Origin of the sequence: Polynucleobacter sp. MWH-UH19D, from assembly GCF_040409795.1 — a bacterium.
GTDB lineage: Bacteria > Pseudomonadota > Gammaproteobacteria > Burkholderiales > Burkholderiaceae > Polynucleobacter.
On sequence record NZ_CP099571.1, the window covers coordinates 739,905 to 758,912 of the forward strand.

A 19,008-nucleotide genomic window follows, 5' to 3' on the forward strand; every position below is an offset into this window, starting at 1 on the left:
CATTAGAGCAATAGAACATGAAACAAATATTAGTTGGATTCCATGCAGTTCAGGCGCGCCTACGAGTTGATCCGGATAGCTTAAAGTCGGTTTATTTTGATCCAAGTCGTCGCGATCGACGTATGGGGGATTTTCTAAAACAGGCCGAAGATATTTTGGGCGAGCGTTTACATGCTGCTGATGCTGAACGACTGCATAAATTAACTGGTCACGATCGTCACCAAGGCGTGGTTGCCTTGGCAGAAAAAATGACCATGGCACGCACGATTACCGAGGTTGTTGAAGATGTCGAAGGCAGCAAGGAAAAACCATTGTTTTTGGTATTAGATGGCGTAACAGATCCTCATAATTTTGGTGCTTGCCTGCGAGTTGCCGATGGTGCTGGTGTGAATGCAGTGGTAATTCCTAAAGACCGTTCTGCCTCAATCAATGCCACAGTGAGTAAGGTATCTAGTGGCGCCTCTGAAGTCATGCCCGTGATTACGGTTACCAATCTGGTTCGCAGCATGAAAGAAATGCAAGAAGCGGGTGTATGGCTAATTGGAACCGACGATGAGGCAGAAAAATCGATTTACGACATTGATTTGACGGGTTCAATTGCGATAGTCATGGGGGCCGAAGGCGAGGGAATGCGCCGCCTCACTCGTGAAACGTGTGATGAGCTCGTGCGTATACCGATGCAAGGGGTCGTGTCGAGTTTAAATGTATCGGTAGCAAGTGGCGTATGCTTGTATGAAGCCTTGCGCCAGCGTCAGGCGAAAGCAGCGAAGTAAAGTCATTAATCATCCAAGTAACGAACAAGGGGTCCTTATGAAATGCAATATCGGTCACACAGATCGTGTTTTGCGCATGACTGTTGGTGTAACACTCATGGGCTTAGCGGGCTTTGGGATTACAGGCTCTTGGGCTTGGATTGGGGTGGTCCCATTACTAACCGGAATGATTGGTAATTGCCCAGCCTACAGCTTGCTGGGTATCAATACCGCTAAAAAATAAGTTCTTACTAGGTCGGGTGCAAGAACTAGCAAATTAACCTGCTAGTAATGCTTCCAGTTTTTCAGTATCTACGCAGAAATTACGAATACCTTCGGCCAATTTCTCGGTTGCCATTGCATCATTATTCAGTTGCAATCTAAAGCTTGATTCATCGAGCTTGAGCGGAGTGATCTTTTCAGCGATCAATGCGCTTTGGGCATTCATCGGATCTAGCTTTTTGCTGATGGTAGAGCTGTTGCCGTTCAATTCAGCTAATAATTCCGGGCTGATCGTCAAAAGGTCACAGCCAGCAAGCTCTAGGATTTGGCTGGTATTACGAAAGCTAGCACCCATAATCTCCGTCTGAATGCCAAGGTGCTTGTAGTAGTGAAAGATGCGTTTGACTGATGTCACACCTGGATCATTGGCTCCGCCATTGTTGGCATCACTCCAATTGCTGCCTAACTTTGCTTTATACCAATCAGTAATGCGCCCAACAAAAGGGGAGATGAGTTTTGCATTGGCGGCGCCGCAAGCAGCTGCTTGAACTAAAGAAAAGAGTAAGGTCATATTGCAGTGGATGCCAGAGGCTTCTAATTCTTTTGCTGCTGCAATGCCTTCCCAGGTGCCGGCTAGCTTAATCAGAATACGCTTGCGATCAATGCCATGTGACTCATAAAGGGCAATTAAATGTTTGGCCTTGGCTACAGTCGCTTTGGTATCAAAAGATAGGCGCGCATCCACTTCGGTAGATACGCGACCAGGAACGATCTTCAGAATCTCTAGACCAAAGGCAACCAAGATGTAATCAACTAAAGCCGTTGCGCTTAATCCTGGGTGAGCCACTTTGACTGACTGGACTAAAGATTCGTAATTACTTTGTTGAGCAGCCTTGAGAATCAGAGAAGGGTTGGTGGTGGCATCTTGCGGCTGAAACGCCTGCATCCGCTCAAAGTCTCCGGTATCAGCCACAACGGTAGTGAATTTTTTCAGTTGCTCAAGTTGGCTCAAGGCTGGGGCGCTATTCATAGAAGAATTTATGGGGTCAATATCGTGAATATCATATGATAGATGTATTACATACGATCTTCCAGCAAACGGCGAATATATGAATCAGGATCAATTGAAGCAAATGGTAGGTAAGGCAGCCTGTGACGAAGTATTAAAACTGCCCGCTGGCCAGATTTTGGGGGTGGGTACTGGCTCTACCGCCAACTGTTTCATTGATGCACTGGCTCCACATAAAGATCACTTTGTTGGCGCTGTATCGAGCTCAAATGCGACTACTGAACGACTGCTAAAGCATGGCTTTAAGGTCTTAGATCCTAATGATGTTCAAGGTTTGCCAGCCTATGTAGACGGCGCAGATGAGATTGACCCAGCAGGCAACATGATTAAAGGGGGTGGTGGAGCGCTTACCCGTGAAAAAATTATTGCCTCAATGGCAAAGCAATTCATTTGCATTTGTGATTCATCAAAGCAGGTGCCCGTTCTTGGTAATTTCGCATTGCCCGTAGAAATTATTCCATTGGCCAAAGGTGTGGTCAGTCGCGAACTAGAAAAGCTCGGAGGCAAAGTCACTTTGCGATTAGCTAAGGCTACTCGTGCCGATTTAAATCAAACGCTAAGCGAACCTTTTGTTACCGATAATGGTGGCTGGATACTAGATGTAGCAGGACTACAGATTGCGAATCCGATTCAAATGGAGTCACAAATTAATCAAATTGCCGGCGTCATTACGGTAGGGTTGTTTGCTAAGGAAAAAGCCAATGTGCTTTTGGTAAGCAATGCCACAGGCGTGAGTCGTATTACCTTTTAGATTTCAAGATCAAATTAAAAAGCCCGATGACAGATATTCATCGGGCTTTAGTCACTTTGGTCATTTTGTGAGTGACGCTGTATTGCAAATTACTCTGCAGGTGGAACGTAACCTTGAGCTGTATCTGCACCACCTTCAAAGAAATGCTTCTCAACTTGCTTTAATAAATATTGACGGGCACGAGGGTCAGCCATATTTAAACGATTTTCATTGATGAGCATAGTCTGTTGCTTAAGCCAGCCTGCCCACGCTTCTTTAGAAACTTGATTCCAAATTTTTTTGCCCAACTCTCCAGGAAGTGGAGCGAAATCCAAGCCCTCCGCTTCTTTGTTGAGTTTGATGCATTGAACCATTCTTGCCATTTGTAATGCCTTTCCTGATATCGCTTATAGGTCTTTAGTTAACACCATGGACTTGCGGTCCCAGTTGTAAATTTGTTTTCTCTCTTCAGGCAAGTCTTCTACTGTCGCCCGTTTAAAGCCGCGCTTTAAAAACCAATGTTCTGTTCTAGTAGTTAGAACAAATAACTTTTTAATGCCTTCTTGTTTAGCACGCATCTCAATACGCTTGAGCAAGCGCTCGCCGTCACCAGAGCCCTGAACATCGGGATCAACTGCTAAGCAGGCAAGCTCACCAACCCCATTGGGAAATGGAAAAAGGGCAGCACAACCAAAGAGTACGCGGTCATGCTCAATTACGGAGAAGCGCTGAATATCCCGTTCGATCACATCTTGACCGCGAGCGGCTAAGATACCTTCTTCTTCAAGTGGCATGGTGAGCTGCAAAATACCACCAACATCATCTTGATTGGCTTCGCGTAAGTTTTCAATATCAGATGAAGCCAACATCATGCCGATACCATCGTGGGTAAAGAGTTCTTCTAAAAGGGCACCATCTTGATTGCAGGGTAAGAAATGCACGCGGCTAACACCAGCACGAATCGCTCTACCAGCAATATTGAGCATGCCCTTCATACCAAGATCTAAATCTTTATGCTGCATCACGTAGTCTTGCATTTGCGGCATTGAAAGTTCGGTAATGAAATCACCCTCATCATCCCGTAGGCCTTCGTAAGGGCTCAGGAAGATGAGCTTGTCAGCTTTGAGTGCTGCAGCAGTAGATGCAGCAACATCTTCAAAAGCCAGATTAAATGCTTGACCTGTTGGAGAGAATCCTAAAGGGGAGAGCAAAACGATCTTGTTACTGTCGAGCGAGAGTTTGATCGAGGTGGAGTCGACTTTACGCACTAAGCCAGTATGAATGTAATCAACACCATCTACAACACCTACTGGCATTGCAGTAATAAAGTTTCCTGAGATCACTGAGATGCGTGAGCCAGCCATTGGGGTATTTGGTAGACCGCGACTAAATGCTGCTTCAATATCTAGACGCAATTCACCGGCAGCTTCTTTGACACACTCTAGGGCGGCTGCATCAGTAATCCGATAGCTATGCATTGCACTCTTGCCAAACTTGCTCTTAATTTTGCGCAATTTGAGCTGTTCTTCAATTTGAGGGCGAATACCATGAACCAAAACAATCCGCATACCCATGGCATGCAACATGGCGATATCTTCGATAAGGTTCTCAAGACCCGCTTCCTGTACAAGTTCACCAGCAAAAGCGATGACAAAGGTTTTTTCGCGAAAGCTATGAATGTAGGGTGCGACATCGCGCAACCACCCTACGAAAGGGAAGTTGGAGGTAGATTCTTCGGCGTTGGACGCCTGGTTTGGTGCATTTGTCGGCATAGTGAGAAAATTATAGGGTGCAAGAGCCCATAAACCAACAAAAACCCAAGTCAACTCCAAAGCCTGTGCCTGCTTCCAACACTGGTCGAAGGCTTGAGATCCGCTTTCCAGAAGAATTGCCAGTCTCTGGTCAGCGCCAGCTGATCAAAGATGCCCTGCACAGCCACCAGGTAGTGATTGTTTGCGGTGAGACTGGTTCTGGTAAGACAACACAGCTACCCAAGATCTGCTTGGATCTTGGTCGAGGCACGATCAATGGTGGAAAGTTAATTGGGCATACCCAGCCTCGCAGAATCGCTGCAACTGCAACAGCCAAGCGTATTGCTCAAGAGCTGGGTTCACCCATCGGGCAAGACGTTGGCTATCAGGTTCGCTTTGCGGATAAAACTAGCAATAGCGCCTCTATTAAATTAATGACAGATGGCATCTTGCTGGCTGAGACCCAGCGGGACCCTCGGTTGCGAGCCTATGACACGCTCATCATTGACGAGGCTCATGAACGTAGCCTCAATATTGATTTTTTATTGGGTTACCTCAGGCAACTGCTACCCAAGCGCCCAGACCTCAAGTTGATTATTACCTCGGCCACGATTGATGCGCAGCGCTTTGCTGAGCATTTTGCGATCGATGGCAAAGTGGCGCCAGTGATTGAGGTGAGTGGTAGGTTGTTTCCAGTGGAGCAGCGCTACTCTCCGCTTGAGTCAGATCTTCAGCCTGAAACAAAACCGGATGCAAAAAGAGAATCTAAGGCGGCAAAAGAAATTCCAGAGGCGGTAGCCGAAGAAATTGCCAAGCTTTGGCGGGAGGGTGCAGCAGGTGCTGGAGATGTCTTGGTATTTTTGCCAGGTGAGCGAGAGATTCGGGATTGTGCCGAAGCCTTGCGAAAGGACCATGTTTTACACCAACGCTTTCATCCAGAGGTATTGAGTTTATTTGCACGCCAATCTGTAGCAGAACAAGAGAGGGTATTTAGTCCCGGTAATGGACGTCGCATCATCCTGACGACAAACGTTGCGGAGACTTCGCTGACAGTTCCCAATATTCGTTATGTGATTGATAGTGGTTTAGCCAGAGTGAAGCGCTATTCCTATCGCAATAAAGTAGAGCAATTACAAGTCGAGCCAATATCACAGGCTGCCGCCAATCAACGAGCGGGTCGTTGCGGTCGCGTATCAGATGGTATTTGCGTACGTCTCTATAGCGAGCAAGATTTTCAGGGAAGACCTAAATTTACCGATCCTGAAATTCTTCGTAGCTCTCTAGCCGCAGTGTTGCTTCGCATGAGTGCATTACGTCTGCCGACAATTGCGCAATTCCCATTTATCGATAAGCCTCTTGGAAGAGCAATTGCAGATGGTGTGCAACTTTTGGATGAGTTGGGAGCCATTGAATTTCATGAACAGCAAATAGCATCCAATAAAGATAGCAAGGAGCAATCTAGCCAGTTTAGGTTAACGCCTATTGGTAAGCAGTTGGCAGATCTGCCGCTTGATCCTCGCATTGGTCGAATGCTTTTGGCGGCCAAAGAGCAAAATGTCTTAAAGGAAGTCACTATTATTGCCTCGGCTTTAGCCACTCAAGATCCGCGTGATCGCCCAATCGATCAAGCTGCGGCTGCGGATCAAGCACATTTGCAGTTTGCTGACGAACGTTCTGAATTCTTAAGTTTTGTAAAGCTGTGGAATTGGTATCAGGATGCTTTACAGCACAAGCATAGTAATCGTCAGTTAGAGAATCTTTGTCGCAGTAAATTCTTGTCTCCGCGTCGAATGCGTGAATGGCGTGATGTGCATGGTCAGTTGCACACGATGCTTGGTGAAAAGGGCTGGAAAGAAAATGCGACTCCTGCTACCTATGAGCAAATCCACTTAGCACTATTAACTGGCTTACTGGGATTTATTGCTAAAAAAGAAGAAGACGAGAAGTCTCAGGACCGCAATAGCAAGACTGGCGGCTATGTAGGGGCTCGAGGCATTCGTCCATTTATTTGGCCAGGCTCTACGATTGGTAAAAAAGCGGGTGCCTGGATTTTGGCAGGAGAGCTACAAGAGACTAGCAGAATGTATGCGCGCACGATTGCCAAAATAGAGCCGCAGTGGGTTGAGAAAGTCGCCACCCATCGATTGATCAAATCTTTGAGCGATCCTTTTTGGGATAACCGTCAAGGTGAGGTATTGGCATTTGAGCGCGGCACTTTATATGGATTACCGATTTATCACGGACGTCGTGTACGTTATGAGCCTCATGATCCGCAAGAAGCACGTGAACTATTTATTCGTCAGGCATTGGTTCAGGAAGAAATGTTTGGGCGCATGGATACTCCTGCACTTCAACGCGAAACCGAGGCGGATGCAAAACGTAAATATTCCAATGCTTTTGGGTTTTTTTGGCACAACCACCGATTAGTAAAAGAGATTGAGGCGTTAGAGCATCGTTCACGTCGCCCCGATGTGTTGGTAGATGACGATTTACTATTTGCTTTTTATGACTCCCGGATTCCGAAAGATATTTGTAATCGCGAGAGTCTAAGAAACTATTTGCATAAACACCCTGATCTAGATGTCCAGCTTCGTCTAGAAAAGGCAGACCTGATGCGCCATGAAGCGGCAGGCATTACCGTTGATCGCTATCCCAAGGTAATGAAAGTAGGTGGTGCACAACTGAATTTGACGTATCACTTTGAACCAGCTAGCCCTAAGGACGGAGTCACCTTGGTAGTGCCATTAGCACAGCTAAATCAAATTGATGGACGTCGTTGTGAGTGGCTGGTGCCAGGAATGTGTGAAGAGAAGATTTTGTTGTTACTCAAGACGCTCCCACAAAAACTTCGACGCCATTGCGTTCCCTTGCCTGATTACGCTAAGTCTTATCTTGAGCGCAAGCTAGATAGCAATCAATTTGGCATAGGTGATTTTTTGGATAGCCTCATTGAAGATATTCGGCGAGAGCGCGGTCTGGAAATCAAGAGAGTGGATTTCAGGCCAGAGGCATTGCCTTTGCATTGCTCTATGAATTTTCGTTTAATCGATGAGCATGGTCGCCAACTCGAGCTTGATCGTAATCTGGCGCGCTTGCGATCAGAGTATGGGCAAACGGCCCGTGAGGCCTTTCAGGCAGTAACTCAAGAGTTTGCCAATGCCGAATTGGGTATTGATCAAGTGAAACCCCAAGTCTCTGCTAAAAAGAATGCACCAGAACAAGTTCGTAAAGTAGAGCAGGGTGGATACCGAAGTTGGGATTTTGGTGAACTTCCAGAAACCCTCGAAATCGCTAAAGGTAATAAGACTCTCTTTGGTTACCCCGCTTTAATTGATCGTGGGGACTACTGTGATCTAGAAGTGTTTGATGATTTATTAGAGGCACGCAAGCAACATGCCCAGGGTTTATTGCGCCTCTTTGCCTTAAACAACAAAGACACCCTGAAGGCACTGCAAAAACAATTACCTGGCATTCGTGAGATTGGTTTGCTCTTTATTAATGTCGGATCGGTAGATGGGCTGATTGAGCAAATACTAAATCTTGCTGTAGAGCGAGCGTTTATGGCGGAGCCATTGCCCAATACAGCGGAGTTATTTACACAACGACTTCAAGAGGGTAAACCAAGACTGGCCCTGATTGCACAAGAGATTGCCCGACATACTCTGGCCGCATTGCAAGCCTATGCCGATCTTCAAAAGAAGATGGCTCAGGCAAAAGCAGTTTCCCCGACCGCCTATGCTGATATTCAGACACAAGTGCAGGGTTTAATCTTTGCAAAGTTCGTTGCCAACATACCCTATGCCCAATTGGTGCATTTGCCGCGCTACCTCAAAGCCATTGCATTGCGAATTGATAAGTTGCGATCTAATCCAGCCCGAGATGCACAGTGCCAAAAGGATTGGGAGTCGGTAGCAAGACCCTGGCAAAAGCTTCTGCAGGGAAGCAAGGGTTCCGCTTCCTACGCGATGGAGGGTGATCAGGCCCTCATGGATTTTCGTTGGCAACTAGAGGAACTAAGAGTGGCTTTGTACGCCCAGGAACTGAAAACCCCGACACCAATGTCCCTTAAGCGCTTAGAAAAAGTTTTGGCCAGCTTGCGCTAGGTCAAATTTGAGCCCCGAGAAGGGTTTTTAGGCATTTTGCATTGCTTACAATGTGACTATGCACACATTTATCAAGATTAGAACTTTTAGCGCTATTGCCTTATCTTTGGGCTTTGTATTTGCCAACTTGCAAATTCCTGTCAATGCACAATCGAGTGCTAGCACTAGTGCAACAGCAGCTGCTCCCACACAACCAAAGCTAGCCGTAATCCTAAACTCGGGGTCAGCCTCTGTCAGCTTGATCGATATGCAAACTCGTCAAGTCACCAAAACAATTCCGGTGGGCAAAGAGCCGCATCACTTGATGATGACGCCAGATCAAAAAACCTTGTTGATTGCCAATGCCGCAGGTAATGATGTGGTCTTGATGAATCCAGTTAGCGGTGAAATCACTGGGCGCGTTCCCAATATTATTGACCCATACCAAATTGGCTATTCGCCAAATCACAAATGGTTTGTGGCTAACGGTAATCGCTTGGATCGTGTGGATATTTATGCTGCTAATGGTGCCGATCTCAAATTGGCTAAGACAATTAAATTAGCAAAGACGCCAAGCCATATTGCTTTTACTGCAGATAGCAAAATTGCCTTTATCACTCTACAAGACTCAAGTGAGCTCGCTGCAATTGATTTAGAGACGCAAACTGTTTTATGGGTCATGCCAACAGGGAAGGTTCCTGCTGGGTTATGGATGACGCCTGGCGATCAGTATCTATTGGTAGGCATTACTGGTGAAGACAATGTACAAGTCATCGATTGGAAAAATCGCAAAGAGGTAAAGCGAATCTTTACTGGTAAGGGCGCCCATAACTTCCGCCCGCTTGGGGATAAGAAGCATGTCTTTGTAAGCAACCGAATTGCTTCCACAATTAGCATGATTAATATGCAAACCTTAGAAAAGGTGGGCGATATTACTGGTCTTCCTTCGGGTCCGGATGATATGGAAATCACTCCCGATGGTAAGAACCTGTGGGTGACCTTTCGTTTTGCCAAGAAGGTTGGTGTGATTGACATTCCGACCATGAAATTAATGACTGCTATACCCGTAGGTAAGTCTCCTCATGGAGTCTTCTTTTATCCCAGGGCTTCTTGGGAGTAAGAAAGGAGTCAATCGGGTGAGTGCTAAGCGGATGAGTGTCAAACGGAATCAAGATGAAGCCTCGTAGCATGATTCAATTTACAGCCGCGCTGATGCTCGGCTGTTTTTCATTGTGCGTCAATGCACAGGCACCCGCATGCAATAAAACCGTTTATATGACTTTTGATACAGGCAATATGTCGGTAGCCCAAAAAGTCGCCGAGATCTTAAAGCGTCAAAATATTAAAGCCACTTTTTTTCTGGCTAATGAGAAAACCTTTCGGGGTGATTACGCACTAGAGGATTCATGGAGGCCCTATTGGGAAGAACTCGCTAAAGAGGGGCATCACTTTGGTAGTCATACCTATGACCATACTTATTTTGTAAAAGACGGCCCTAAAGGTGAGGTTTTTGAGAAGCCTCAGTTTGGGCCCAAGGCGGGTATGACGGTTTTGTATAACGAGGCGGCAATGTGTAAAGAAATCCGCCGTGTCGATCAACGCTTTGTGGAGCTAACTAACCAGCCATTGCAAAAGATCTGGCGAGCTCCCGGTGGAAAAACTTCTCCGACTTTGATTCGGATGGGTGAGATGTGCGGGTATCAGCATATTGCTTGGGCACCAGCTGGCTTTTTGGGTGATGAGCTCAATTCAGATAAATATCCCAATCAAGTCCTGCTAGAAAAAGCCAGCACGGCTATTCAGGATGGTGACATTACCATGGCGCATCTTGGTATCTGGTCAAGAAAAGACCCTTGGGCGCCTGCTGTACTTGAGCAATTAATTGTCAATTTGAAGCAGCGCGGCTTTTGTTTTGGGCTTCTACCCAAAAGTTCAGGGAATCAGTCAAAATAAAGCATGAATTGGACTGATATCACCTCGGGTATTGTTGCTGTATACGGCAGCATTCAAGAATGGCTATTCACGAATGTCGTTGGCCCAGCGCTTTACCAATTTGATTTAATGTCATGGGCTGAAGATGCCTTTGATGGCATTGATTGGTTTTTATTTGGCTGTATTCAGATTGCGTTGATCATTTTGGTTCTTCGAACATGGGAGCGCTTCCAGCCAGCAGAAGTGCAGGAGCGTTTTTCATCGTCAACAAAGGCCGACGTGTTCTATACCATCTTTCATCGGCTTGGGATATTTCACGGTTTGGTGTTTATCGCTTTATCAGGATTCTTTTTTGAGATCGACTCAGTCTTGCATGATTTTCGCTTTGATCGCCTGAATGTCGAAAATTGGTGGCCTGGAGTTACCTCAATTCCAGTGGTGAGTTTTCTGATTTATCTAGTATTGCTTGATTTAGTCGACTACCTCTACCATCGCGCCTCTCACGCTTTTAATTGGTGGTGGCAATTGCACGCTTTGCATCATAGTCAAACAGTGATGACCGCTTGGTCAGATAATCGTAATCATGTATTAGATGACATCATGCGCGCATCAGTGATGTCATTTGTTGCATTGTTGTTTGGTGTTTCGCCAGGTCAGTTTGTTACTCTAGTAGCAATCAGCCAATTTATACAAAGCTGGCAACATGCCAATATCAAAAGCGATTTGGCTATTACTCGATATTTGTTGATTTCTCCGCTGTACCATCGCATGCATCATGCCGTTGGATATGGGCATGAAGCGCAAGGCAAACCAGGGGTATTGGGCGGATGCAATTTTGGGGTTTTGTTTCCTTGGTGGGACATGATCTTTAGGACGGCCATATTTCCGAAAGGGGTTTATCCCACTGGCGTGCGAAACTTAACGGTATCGCAAAATATCATTACGCAACAATGGCAGGGATTAGTCCATGCTGCGCGCGAGTTGTTTGCTAAGTAATGATCTAAGTTCTAGCCGCTAGTAAGGAGTTATATGGTTGGTATTCAGCAAGTGTTTAAATCATTCGGACTTGCATTGGTCGGTACGATGCATCCACGAATGTTGTGGCTAAGCTTGCGACCTTTTTTGATAGTCTCGATTCTTTGGGGTTGCCTCATTTGGCTTACTTGGACTCCAGCCTTAGAGGCTTTGAGTATTTTTCTGACGAGCTCTATCTTTACTAGCTGGATACAAGATGGTCTAGTTTGGGCTGGCTTTGATAATGCGAGAGCATGGATAGCGCCCTTGTTTTTTGTGATGCTCATTATTCCTTTGATCACAATCAGCTTATTAGTGCTCATTGCTTTTTCTACCGTACCCTCGATTGTGAATATTGTCGCAAGACAAGCCCAATACCAAGACTTAGAACGCAGACATGGGGGCGGTTTGATTGGTAGCTTGGTCTACACCTTATGGTCCGCTTTAATCTGCTTGGTACTGGTCATGCTCACTTTGCCGGTATGGTGGGTGCCGCCTCTTGTGGCCATTCTCCCACCTTTGCTTTGGGGTTGGTTAACGATGCGCTTAATGTCTTATGACGTATTGGCTAAACATGCTAGCGCAGAAGAGCGCGATCTCTTAATTGAAAAATATCGCTGGCCATTATTAGTTATGGGCGTTGCTTCTGGCATGTTAGGGGCTGTACCAACATTCTTCTGGGCTACCTCTGCTTTAGCTTTGGTACTTTTTCCTATCGTGAGCTTTGTGGCTTTGTGGATTTATTCCTTGATCTTTGTGTTTGCGGCTTTATGGTTTAGCCATTTTTTATTAGATGCTTTAAAAACGCTCAGGCAAGAGGAGTTGGACAAAGCTTTAACGGTGCCAACACGCGTGATTGAAGCGGAGCTTCCTCATCATGACTAATGAAATGGTAGATGCGCTAAAAAAAGTGGAGGTCGATGCTCCGCAAGGTGATGTCAAAGCTGCGAGACGTTTTGGCTTAATCGTGATTGGTGATGAGATTTTGTCAGGGCGCCGTCAAGACAAGCACATGAGCAAGCTGATTGAGTTATTGACTGAGCGTGGCTTGAGTTTGAGTTGGGCAAGGTATGTAGCAGATGATCCTGAGCAAATTACCGCGACTTTAAAAGAAAGCTTTGCAAGCGGGGATGTGGTTTTTAGTACTGGCGGGATTGGTGCGACGCCTGATGATCACACTAGGCAATGTGCCGCATTGGCCTTGGGAACAAAAACTGAATTGCATCCTACTGCGCGAGAGTTAATTGCTGGTCGCATTCAGTCGATGGCAGAGGGCGACCCAATTAAAGCGGATCTCAACACTCCAGAAAACCAACATCGCTTCAAGATGGGTGAGTTTCCGATTGGTAGTGACATTATTCCGAATCCATACAATCAAATTCCGGGCTTTCGGACCAAAGAACATCACTTTCTTCCGGGCTTTCCGGTGATGGCAGCCCCAATGATGGCTTGGTGTTTAGATACCCATTACCGAGATTTATTTCATCAAGAAAAATGGGCAGAGCAGAGCTTTATAGTGCCTAAAGGCATTGAGTCGACTTTGACACCCCTGATGGAGCGTATCGAAGCAAATTTCCCAGGGGTAAAGGTCTTTAGCCTGCCCTCGGTGGGTGATGCCAGCAAGGGCGGTGTATACGCCCATAGGCATATTGAATTAGGGATTAAAGGCAATGCCAATCTACTAGAAAGTGCTTGGATTGCCCTAAGAACAGGAACCCAAGAGCTGGGTTACGAGATTCACGATATAACCTAGTCATTCATGCCCTAAAAAGGTGCAAAATAGCCATTTTTATAGGTTAATGCGGGTATTCGGGCACTTAAACAGTGCAATAATGACTATTCCCCGTTGTTTGCTTCAGTAAATTACATACATCCGAGAGGCATGTTGCATGCCTGGAATAAACAAGGGTGTATGCCTTAGTTTTGAATTCCAAGTTTAGTTAATAGAGGAGAGTTGCATGACGAAAACCGTCGCTGATGTGATGAAGTTAGTTAAAGAGAAAGAATGTACTTTCGTTGATTTCCGCTTTGTAGACACAAAGGGTAAAGAGCAACATACAACTGTACCTATCTCTGCATTTGACGAAGATAAGTTTGAGAGCGGTCATGCATTTGACGGTTCTTCTATTGCTGGTTGGAAGGGTATTGAAGCTTCTGACATGTTGTTGATGCCAGATCCAACAGCTGCGTATATTGACCCATTCTATGAAGAGCCAACTTTGGTTCTCACTTGTGATGTGATCGAGCCATCTGATGGCAAAGGTTACGACCGCGATCCACGTTCTATTGCTAAACGTGCTGAAGCCTACCTCAAGAGCTCTGGTTTAGGTGACGCTGCTTACTTTGGCCCAGAGCCAGAGTTCTTTATTTTTGATGGCGTTCGTTGGGGTGCCGACATGCAAGGTTGCTTCGTGAAGATTGATTCCGAAGAGGCTCCATGGTCTTCATCTAAAGAGATCGAAGGTGGTAATACTGGTCACCGCCCAGGCAAAAAGGGTGGTTACTTCCCAGTTGCTCCTGTGGATACATTCCAGGATATGCGTTCTGAAATGTGTTTGATTCTCGAATCATTGGGTATTCCAGTTGAAGTGCATCACCATGAAGTTGCTGGCCAAGGCCAAAACGAATTGGGTACAAAGTTCAGCACATTGGTACAACGCGCTGACTGGACTATCTGGCAAAAGTATGTAATTCAGAACGTTGCTCATGCTTATGGCAAGACTGCAACCTTTATGCCTAAGCCAGTAGTTGGCGATAACGGTTCTGGTATGCACGTTCACCAATCTGTTTGGAAGAATGGTGAGAACTTGTTTGCTGGTAACGGCTACGCAGGTCTGTCAGAGTTCGCTCTCTACTACATCGGCGGCATCATCAAGCACGCTCGTGCTTTGAACGCAATTACTAACCCAGGTACAAACTCATACAAGCGTTTGGTTCCAGGCTTTGAGGCTCCAGTGAAGTTGGCTTACTCTGCACGTAACCGTTCTGCTTCAATCCGTATTCCACACGTTGCGAATCCTAAGGGTCGTCGTATTGAGACTCGCTTCCCAGATCCATTGGCTAACCCATACTTGGCATTCTCTGCCTTGTTGATGGCTGGTTTGGATGGTGTACAGAACAAGATTCATCCAGGCGAAGCTGCGGATAAGAACTTGTATGACTTGCCACCAGAAGAAGATGCAAAGATCCCAACCGTTTGCCACAGCTTAGATCAAGCTTTGGAAGCTTTGGACAAAGATCGTGAGTTCTTGACTCGTGGCGGTGTATTTACAAATTCAATGCTCGACGCATACATCGCGTTGAAGAATGAGGATGTCACACGTTTCCGTATGACTACTCATCCAGTTGAGTTTGATATGTACTACTCCCTGTAAGCGAAGGAGAGAACTTGAGCGCAGGTTTGTTGCGCAATTCGTTCAAAGGAGCAGCTACGGCTGCTTCTTTTTTTCCGACATTGCTCGATCAGATGCCCAATGCCATCGTGGTTTTTGAGGCTGAGAACCAACAATTGGTTTATGTGAATCCCGCTGCAGAGTCTGCACTGGATCTCTCACGTAAGTCACTTGAAGGCCAATCTGTGCACGATTTGTTTGGTGACAATCAAGCTTTAAACGGCATGATTAATGACATTAAGCAAGGTCATGTGATGGCGCAACGCCAAGAGATGGTGTTGCACTCATTGCCTGGCAGTATTCATCAAGACTCTATTCCTGCGCATGTGGTAATTGCAGCTTTAGAGGATCCCACTTTGATCATGATGGAATGGTTTCCAATTGATCAGCAGTTGCGTAGTGAGCGCGATGAGCGTGTGACGCAACAAGTAGAAGCAAATAAGCAGTTAATGCGCAATTTAGCGCATGAGATTAAAAATCCCTTGGGAGGCATTCGGGGGGCGGCTCAGCTTTTAGAGTTTGAGTTACCTGAAAAGGGCTTACGTGAATACACGCAGGTCATCATTAAAGAATCAGATCGCTTGCAAACATTAGTCGATCGATTACTGGCGCCACACCGTAAAGCGCACGCACTTGAGTCATTTAATGTGCACGAAGCGCTAGAGCGAGTACGCAGTTTGGTTTTGGCAGAGTTTCCGAAAGGCTTGCGCATTATTCGTAACTATGACACCAGCTTGCCCGAGATTATGGGTGACCGTGAACAATTAATACAGGCGGTATTGAATATTGTTCACAACGCAGCTCAAGCACTCTCAGAAGAAATCAGTCAAGGCACTGCGCAAATAGAATTAAAAACCCGCGTAGCCCGTTCAGTCACTATTGCCAAGAAGCGCTACAAGTTGGCAATGGATTTACATGTCATTGATAACGGGCCGGGTATTCCAAGAGAAATTATTGATCGCATCTTCTTCCCCCTAGTATCGGGACGCGAAGGCGGTAGCGGTTTGGGTCTTACCTTAGCGCAAACATTTGTGCAGCAACACCAAGGCTATATCGCTTGTGATAGCCGCCCTGGGCGCACCGATTTTCATATTCAAATTCCATACCGTAAGCGGGAGAAAGCATCATGAAACCAGTCTGGATTGTCGACGATGATCAATCTATTCGTTGGGTATTAGAAAAAGCATTGGCACGGGAAAATGTTCCGTTCAAGAGCTTTTCTAATCCGAATGATGTCCTCAATGCTTTGGAGAAAGAAGCTCCACAGGTATTGATTTCAGATATTCGGATGCCACGGGGCAACGGTTTGGATTTGTTGCAGCATGTCAAAGTGACGCATCCTCATTTGCCGGTGATCATCATGACAGCTTATTCAGATTTGGATTCGGCAGTCTCCTCATTTCAGGGCGGTGCATTTGAGTATCTGACAAAACCTTTTGATGTTGAGAAAGCAGTAGAGCTGATTCATCGGGCGGTAGAGCAAGGATTGCAAAGTGACTCGAATGCTAGAGAGGCTGCAGGCTGGAGACAAGATTCGACAGAAATCATTGGTCAAGCTCCTGCCATGCAAGAGCTATTTCGTGCAATTGGTCGTTTAGCCCAGTCACATGCAACCGTCTTAATTACTGGTGAATCTGGTTCTGGAAAAGAATTAGTCGCTCAGGCTTTGCATCGACATAGTCCCCGTGCAAAAGGACCATTTGTATCGCTCAGTACTTCTGCCGTTCCAAAAGATCTGTTGGAATCTGAATTATTTGGTCATGAGCGCGGTGCATTCCCTGGCGCACAGACATTGCGTCGTGGCCGCTTGGAGCAGGCTGATGGCGGGACATTATTTTTAGGAGAAATTGGCGATTTGCCATTTGATCTACAAACGCGTTTATTGCGAGTTTTGACGGATGGCCATTTCTATCGCATAGGTGGTCAAGATCCAATTAAGGCAAATGTGCGGATCATTGCCTCAACCCATCAAAATCTTGAGCAAAGGGTAGCGGCAGGTTTATTCCGCGAAGATCTCATGCATCGCCTCAATGTCATTCGCTTACGGATGCCTCCCTTGCGCGAACGTTCTGAAGATATTCCTGCGCTTGCTAAACATTTCATGATGATTTGCGCAAAATCTTTAGGCGTAGAGCCGAAGAAACTTTCTGATGAAGTGCTTAAGGAAATGACCGCAATGGCATTTCCAGGCAACGTGCGTCAACTTGAAAACCTTTGCCATTGGCTAACCGTCATGACACCTGCAAATGTAGTGGGTGTCGGTGATTTGCCTGCCGATACTATTTCGCAGTTAAGTGATCAGCCGATCCTGGTTCAGGGGGAATCATCGCCATCAAGTCACGGTGCTTCAACGAAGATGGGTGCGGGTGATTGGGAGAGTGGTTTATCTCGCCTAGCGGTGAAGATGTTGCAAGATGGTGATGCGGCGGTATTTGATGCTTTAAATTCGCGCTTTGAAAAGGCAGTATTGCAGGCAGCCCTTGAGGTTACCCGTGGGCGTCGAGTTGAGGCAGCACAGCGACTGGGTATTGGGCGCAATACCATTACTCGTAAATTGCAAGAGCTCGGAATAGATGACTGATTCCATTCGGATTGCGGCGTGGAATGTGAACTCTTTAAAAGTTCGCCTTCCGCATCTACTGCGTTGGTTGCAAGATCAGGAGCAAAAGCAACAAGCGATTGATGCGATTTGTTTGCAAGAGCTTAAGCTAACAGATGATAAATACCCACATCAAGAGCTGGAGGCTGCAGGGTATCTCAGTCTTGCCGCAGGACAGAAAACCTACAATGGCGTAGCAATTATTGTGCGCAAAGCTGCTTTGGCACCCATTGCGAGTGATGCGAACACAACATTTTTAAAACCTGTGCGTAATATGCCAAACTTTGAAGATGAGCAACAACGCATCTTGGCAGCAACTATTCCGTTTGCAGGCATGCCGCCGATACGTTTAGTGTCGGCATATTTTCCGAACGGCCAATCACCTGATAGTGAAAAGTTTGCTTACAAGCTCAATTGGTTAGGCTCCTTGCAGACTTGGTTGGAGTCAGAGCTCATACAAAATCCACGTTTAGCATTATTGGGCGACTTTAATATCGCACCTGCAGATGAGGACGTGCATGATCCTAAAGCTTGGGAAGGTCAGAATTTGGTTTCACCTCCTGAGAGAGATGCTTTTCAAGCTTTACTTGGACTTGGTTTGCATGATTCTTTCAGAATGTTTGAGCAGGCGCCCAAAACATACAGTTGGTGGGACTATCGTATGATGGGCTTTCGTCGAAATGCAGGGCTGCGAATCGATCATATTCTGTTAAGTGAAGCGCTTAAAGAAAAATGTAGCGCCAGTATGGTAGATAAAGAGCCAAGAGCTTGGGAGCAACCCTCTGATCATGCGCCAGTGATTGCACAAATCAAAAAGTCTTAGGTGCTAGGGTAGTCGGTAATAAGCCATGGCCGCAATTTTGTATTCCTATCGTCGCTGTCCTTATGCAATGAGAGCGCGCATGGCATTAAAGTATGCCAGCATTGAAGTGGAAATACGCGAAATCTCATTGCGAGATAAGCCGGCATCTATGTTACAAATTTCACCCAAAGGGACGGTACCCGTTCTACAGCTTGGTGATCTCGTTATAGAGCAAAGCGTTGAGATTATGCATTGGGCTCTTGAGCAGTCCGATCCCGATGGTTGGCTAACAGTAGATCAGCAGTTAGCCAATGACTGGCTAAATACCAACGATGGCCCATTTAAGAACTTACTGGATCAATATAAATACCCGAATCGCCATCCCGAGCTCAATCCACAAGAAGTTCTCGATAGTGCTGTTGCCTTGATGCTCGATCCCATGGAAACGGCGCTAAGTAAGCAAGCTTTTTTAATGGGTGAGCATCTTAGTTGGATCGATGTTGCAATCTTTCCTTTTATTCGACAGTTTTCTATGGTGAATTTGGAGCAATTTGAGGCATTACCATTGCCAAAATTAAAGCACTGGCTTGCCAAGCGACTGGAATCAAAGCTATTTCAGTCGGTGATGTATAAATACCCTGTTTGGGTTGGATAATCGACCGA

Annotated in this window: 17 protein-coding genes; 14 read left to right on the forward strand and 3 right to left on the reverse strand. The window is 46.1% G+C overall.

Annotated features, from left to right (window positions below; genetic code table 11):
- Positions 1-17 precede the first annotated feature (17 nt).
- Together rlmB and NHB34_RS03800 are read left to right on the forward strand one after the other, a co-directional pair.
- The gene (rlmB, locus tag NHB34_RS03795; protein ID WP_353428312.1) at positions 18-773 is read left to right on the forward strand and encodes a 23S rRNA (guanosine(2251)-2'-O)-methyltransferase RlmB; all 756 of its coding nucleotides are present in this window, start codon (positions 18-20) and stop codon (positions 771-773) included.
- Positions 774-810: 37 nt separating this feature from the next.
- Positions 811-996 carry a DUF2892 domain-containing protein gene (locus NHB34_RS03800; protein ID WP_353428313.1) on the forward strand — a complete coding sequence of 62 codons (186 nt, stop codon included), beginning with the start codon at positions 811-813 and terminating at the stop codon, positions 994-996.
- A 33-nt stretch (positions 997-1,029) separates the two neighbouring features.
- Here the strand turns inward: NHB34_RS03800 and tal are convergent, their stop codons facing one another.
- Positions 1,030-2,004 (reverse strand): transaldolase, encoded by a 975-nt coding sequence (gene tal, locus NHB34_RS03805; RefSeq protein ID WP_353428314.1) that lies wholly within the window; start codon positions 2,002-2,004, stop codon positions 1,030-1,032.
- Between the two features lie 79 nt (positions 2,005-2,083).
- Here tal and rpiA point away from each other — a divergent pair, with 79 nt between their 5' ends.
- Positions 2,084-2,794, forward strand: coding sequence for a ribose-5-phosphate isomerase RpiA (gene rpiA, locus NHB34_RS03810; RefSeq protein ID WP_353428315.1), 711 nt, complete (start codon positions 2,084-2,086; stop codon positions 2,792-2,794).
- 89 nt (positions 2,795-2,883) lie between these two features.
- Here rpiA and NHB34_RS03815 read toward each other — a convergent pair whose 3' ends face one another.
- Positions 2,884-3,156, reverse strand: coding sequence for an oxidative damage protection protein (locus NHB34_RS03815; RefSeq protein WP_215389380.1), 273 nt, complete (start codon positions 3,154-3,156; stop codon positions 2,884-2,886).
- 24 nt (positions 3,157-3,180) lie between these two features.
- Complete coding sequence (argA, locus tag NHB34_RS03820) at positions 3,181-4,545, reverse strand: amino-acid N-acetyltransferase (protein WP_353428316.1); 1,365 nt, start codon at positions 4,543-4,545, stop codon at positions 3,181-3,183.
- Positions 4,546-4,610: 65 nt separating this feature from the next.
- Here argA and hrpA point away from each other — a divergent pair, with 65 nt between their 5' ends.
- From hrpA to NHB34_RS03875, 11 genes are all read left to right on the forward strand, one after another.
- Positions 4,611-8,627 carry an ATP-dependent RNA helicase HrpA gene (gene hrpA, locus NHB34_RS03825; protein ID WP_353428530.1) on the forward strand — a complete coding sequence of 1,339 codons (4,017 nt, stop codon included), beginning with the start codon at positions 4,611-4,613 and terminating at the stop codon, positions 8,625-8,627.
- 58 nt (positions 8,628-8,685) lie between these two features.
- Positions 8,686-9,726, forward strand: a complete 1,041-nt coding sequence (locus tag NHB34_RS03830; RefSeq protein ID WP_353428317.1) for a cytochrome D1 domain-containing protein — start codon at positions 8,686-8,688, stop codon at positions 9,724-9,726.
- Between the two features lie 53 nt (positions 9,727-9,779).
- Positions 9,780-10,559, forward strand: coding sequence for a polysaccharide deacetylase family protein (locus tag NHB34_RS03835; RefSeq protein WP_353428318.1), 780 nt, complete (start codon positions 9,780-9,782; stop codon positions 10,557-10,559).
- 3 nt (positions 10,560-10,562) lie between these two features.
- Complete coding sequence (locus NHB34_RS03840; protein ID WP_353428319.1) at positions 10,563-11,534, forward strand: sterol desaturase family protein; 972 nt, start codon at positions 10,563-10,565, stop codon at positions 11,532-11,534.
- Positions 11,535-11,567: 33 nt separating this feature from the next.
- A complete protein-coding gene (locus NHB34_RS03845; RefSeq protein ID WP_353428320.1) occupies positions 11,568-12,437 on the forward strand; it encodes an EI24 domain-containing protein in 870 nt (289 codons plus the stop codon).
- On the forward strand, positions 12,430-13,305 hold the full coding sequence (locus NHB34_RS03850) for a molybdopterin-binding protein (RefSeq protein ID WP_353428321.1): 876 nt from the start codon (positions 12,430-12,432) through the stop codon (positions 13,303-13,305). The genes NHB34_RS03845 and NHB34_RS03850 overlap by 8 nt, the downstream gene beginning before the upstream one ends.
- Before the next feature lie 205 nt (positions 13,306-13,510).
- Complete coding sequence (glnA, locus tag NHB34_RS03855; RefSeq protein ID WP_353428322.1) at positions 13,511-14,926, forward strand: type I glutamate--ammonia ligase; 1,416 nt, start codon at positions 13,511-13,513, stop codon at positions 14,924-14,926.
- Positions 14,927-15,006: 80 nt separating this feature from the next.
- Positions 15,007-16,074, forward strand: a complete 1,068-nt coding sequence (gene glnL, locus NHB34_RS03860) for a nitrogen regulation protein NR(II) (protein WP_353428531.1) — start codon at positions 15,007-15,009, stop codon at positions 16,072-16,074.
- Positions 16,071-17,525, forward strand: coding sequence for a nitrogen regulation protein NR(I) (ntrC, locus tag NHB34_RS03865; protein ID WP_353428323.1), 1,455 nt, complete (start codon positions 16,071-16,073; stop codon positions 17,523-17,525). The genes glnL and ntrC overlap by 4 nt, the downstream gene beginning before the upstream one ends.
- On the forward strand, positions 17,518-18,366 hold the full coding sequence (xth, locus tag NHB34_RS03870) for an exodeoxyribonuclease III (protein WP_353428324.1): 849 nt from the start codon (positions 17,518-17,520) through the stop codon (positions 18,364-18,366). Before ntrC ends, xth begins: the two co-directional genes overlap by 8 nt.
- Before the next feature lie 25 nt (positions 18,367-18,391).
- Positions 18,392-19,000 (forward strand): glutathione S-transferase, encoded by a 609-nt coding sequence (locus NHB34_RS03875; protein WP_353428325.1) that lies wholly within the window; start codon positions 18,392-18,394, stop codon positions 18,998-19,000.
- Positions 19,001-19,008: the final 8 nt, after the last annotated feature.

Excerpts from the sequence above, each read along its gene's own strand:
- rlmB (WP_353428312.1), top strand. The coding sequence starts at position 18 with ATGAAACAAATATTAGTTGGATTCCATGCAGTTCAGGCGCGCCTACGA.
- NHB34_RS03800 (WP_353428313.1), top strand. The coding sequence starts at position 811 with ATGAAATGCAATATCGGTCACACAGATCGTGTTTTGCGCATGACTGTT.
- tal (WP_353428314.1), bottom strand. The coding sequence starts at position 2,004 with ATGAATAGCGCCCCAGCCTTGAGCCAACTTGAGCAACTGAAAAAATTC.
- rpiA (WP_353428315.1), top strand. The coding sequence starts at position 2,084 with ATGAATCAGGATCAATTGAAGCAAATGGTAGGTAAGGCAGCCTGTGAC.
- NHB34_RS03815 (WP_215389380.1), bottom strand. The coding sequence starts at position 3,156 with ATGGCAAGAATGGTTCAATGCATCAAACTCAACAAAGAAGCGGAGGGC.
- argA (WP_353428316.1), bottom strand. The coding sequence starts at position 4,545 with ATGCCGACAAATGCACCAAACCAGGCGTCCAACGCCGAAGAATCTACC.
- NHB34_RS03830 (WP_353428317.1), top strand. The coding sequence starts at position 8,686 with ATGCACACATTTATCAAGATTAGAACTTTTAGCGCTATTGCCTTATCT.
- NHB34_RS03835 (WP_353428318.1), top strand. The coding sequence starts at position 9,780 with ATGAAGCCTCGTAGCATGATTCAATTTACAGCCGCGCTGATGCTCGGC.
- NHB34_RS03840 (WP_353428319.1), top strand. The coding sequence starts at position 10,563 with ATGAATTGGACTGATATCACCTCGGGTATTGTTGCTGTATACGGCAGC.
- NHB34_RS03845 (WP_353428320.1), top strand. The coding sequence starts at position 11,568 with ATGGTTGGTATTCAGCAAGTGTTTAAATCATTCGGACTTGCATTGGTC.
- NHB34_RS03850 (WP_353428321.1), top strand. The coding sequence starts at position 12,430 with ATGACTAATGAAATGGTAGATGCGCTAAAAAAAGTGGAGGTCGATGCT.
- glnA (WP_353428322.1), top strand. The coding sequence starts at position 13,511 with ATGACGAAAACCGTCGCTGATGTGATGAAGTTAGTTAAAGAGAAAGAA.
- ntrC (WP_353428323.1), top strand. The coding sequence starts at position 16,071 with ATGAAACCAGTCTGGATTGTCGACGATGATCAATCTATTCGTTGGGTA.
- xth (WP_353428324.1), top strand. The coding sequence starts at position 17,518 with ATGACTGATTCCATTCGGATTGCGGCGTGGAATGTGAACTCTTTAAAA.
- NHB34_RS03875 (WP_353428325.1), top strand. The coding sequence starts at position 18,392 with ATGGCCGCAATTTTGTATTCCTATCGTCGCTGTCCTTATGCAATGAGA.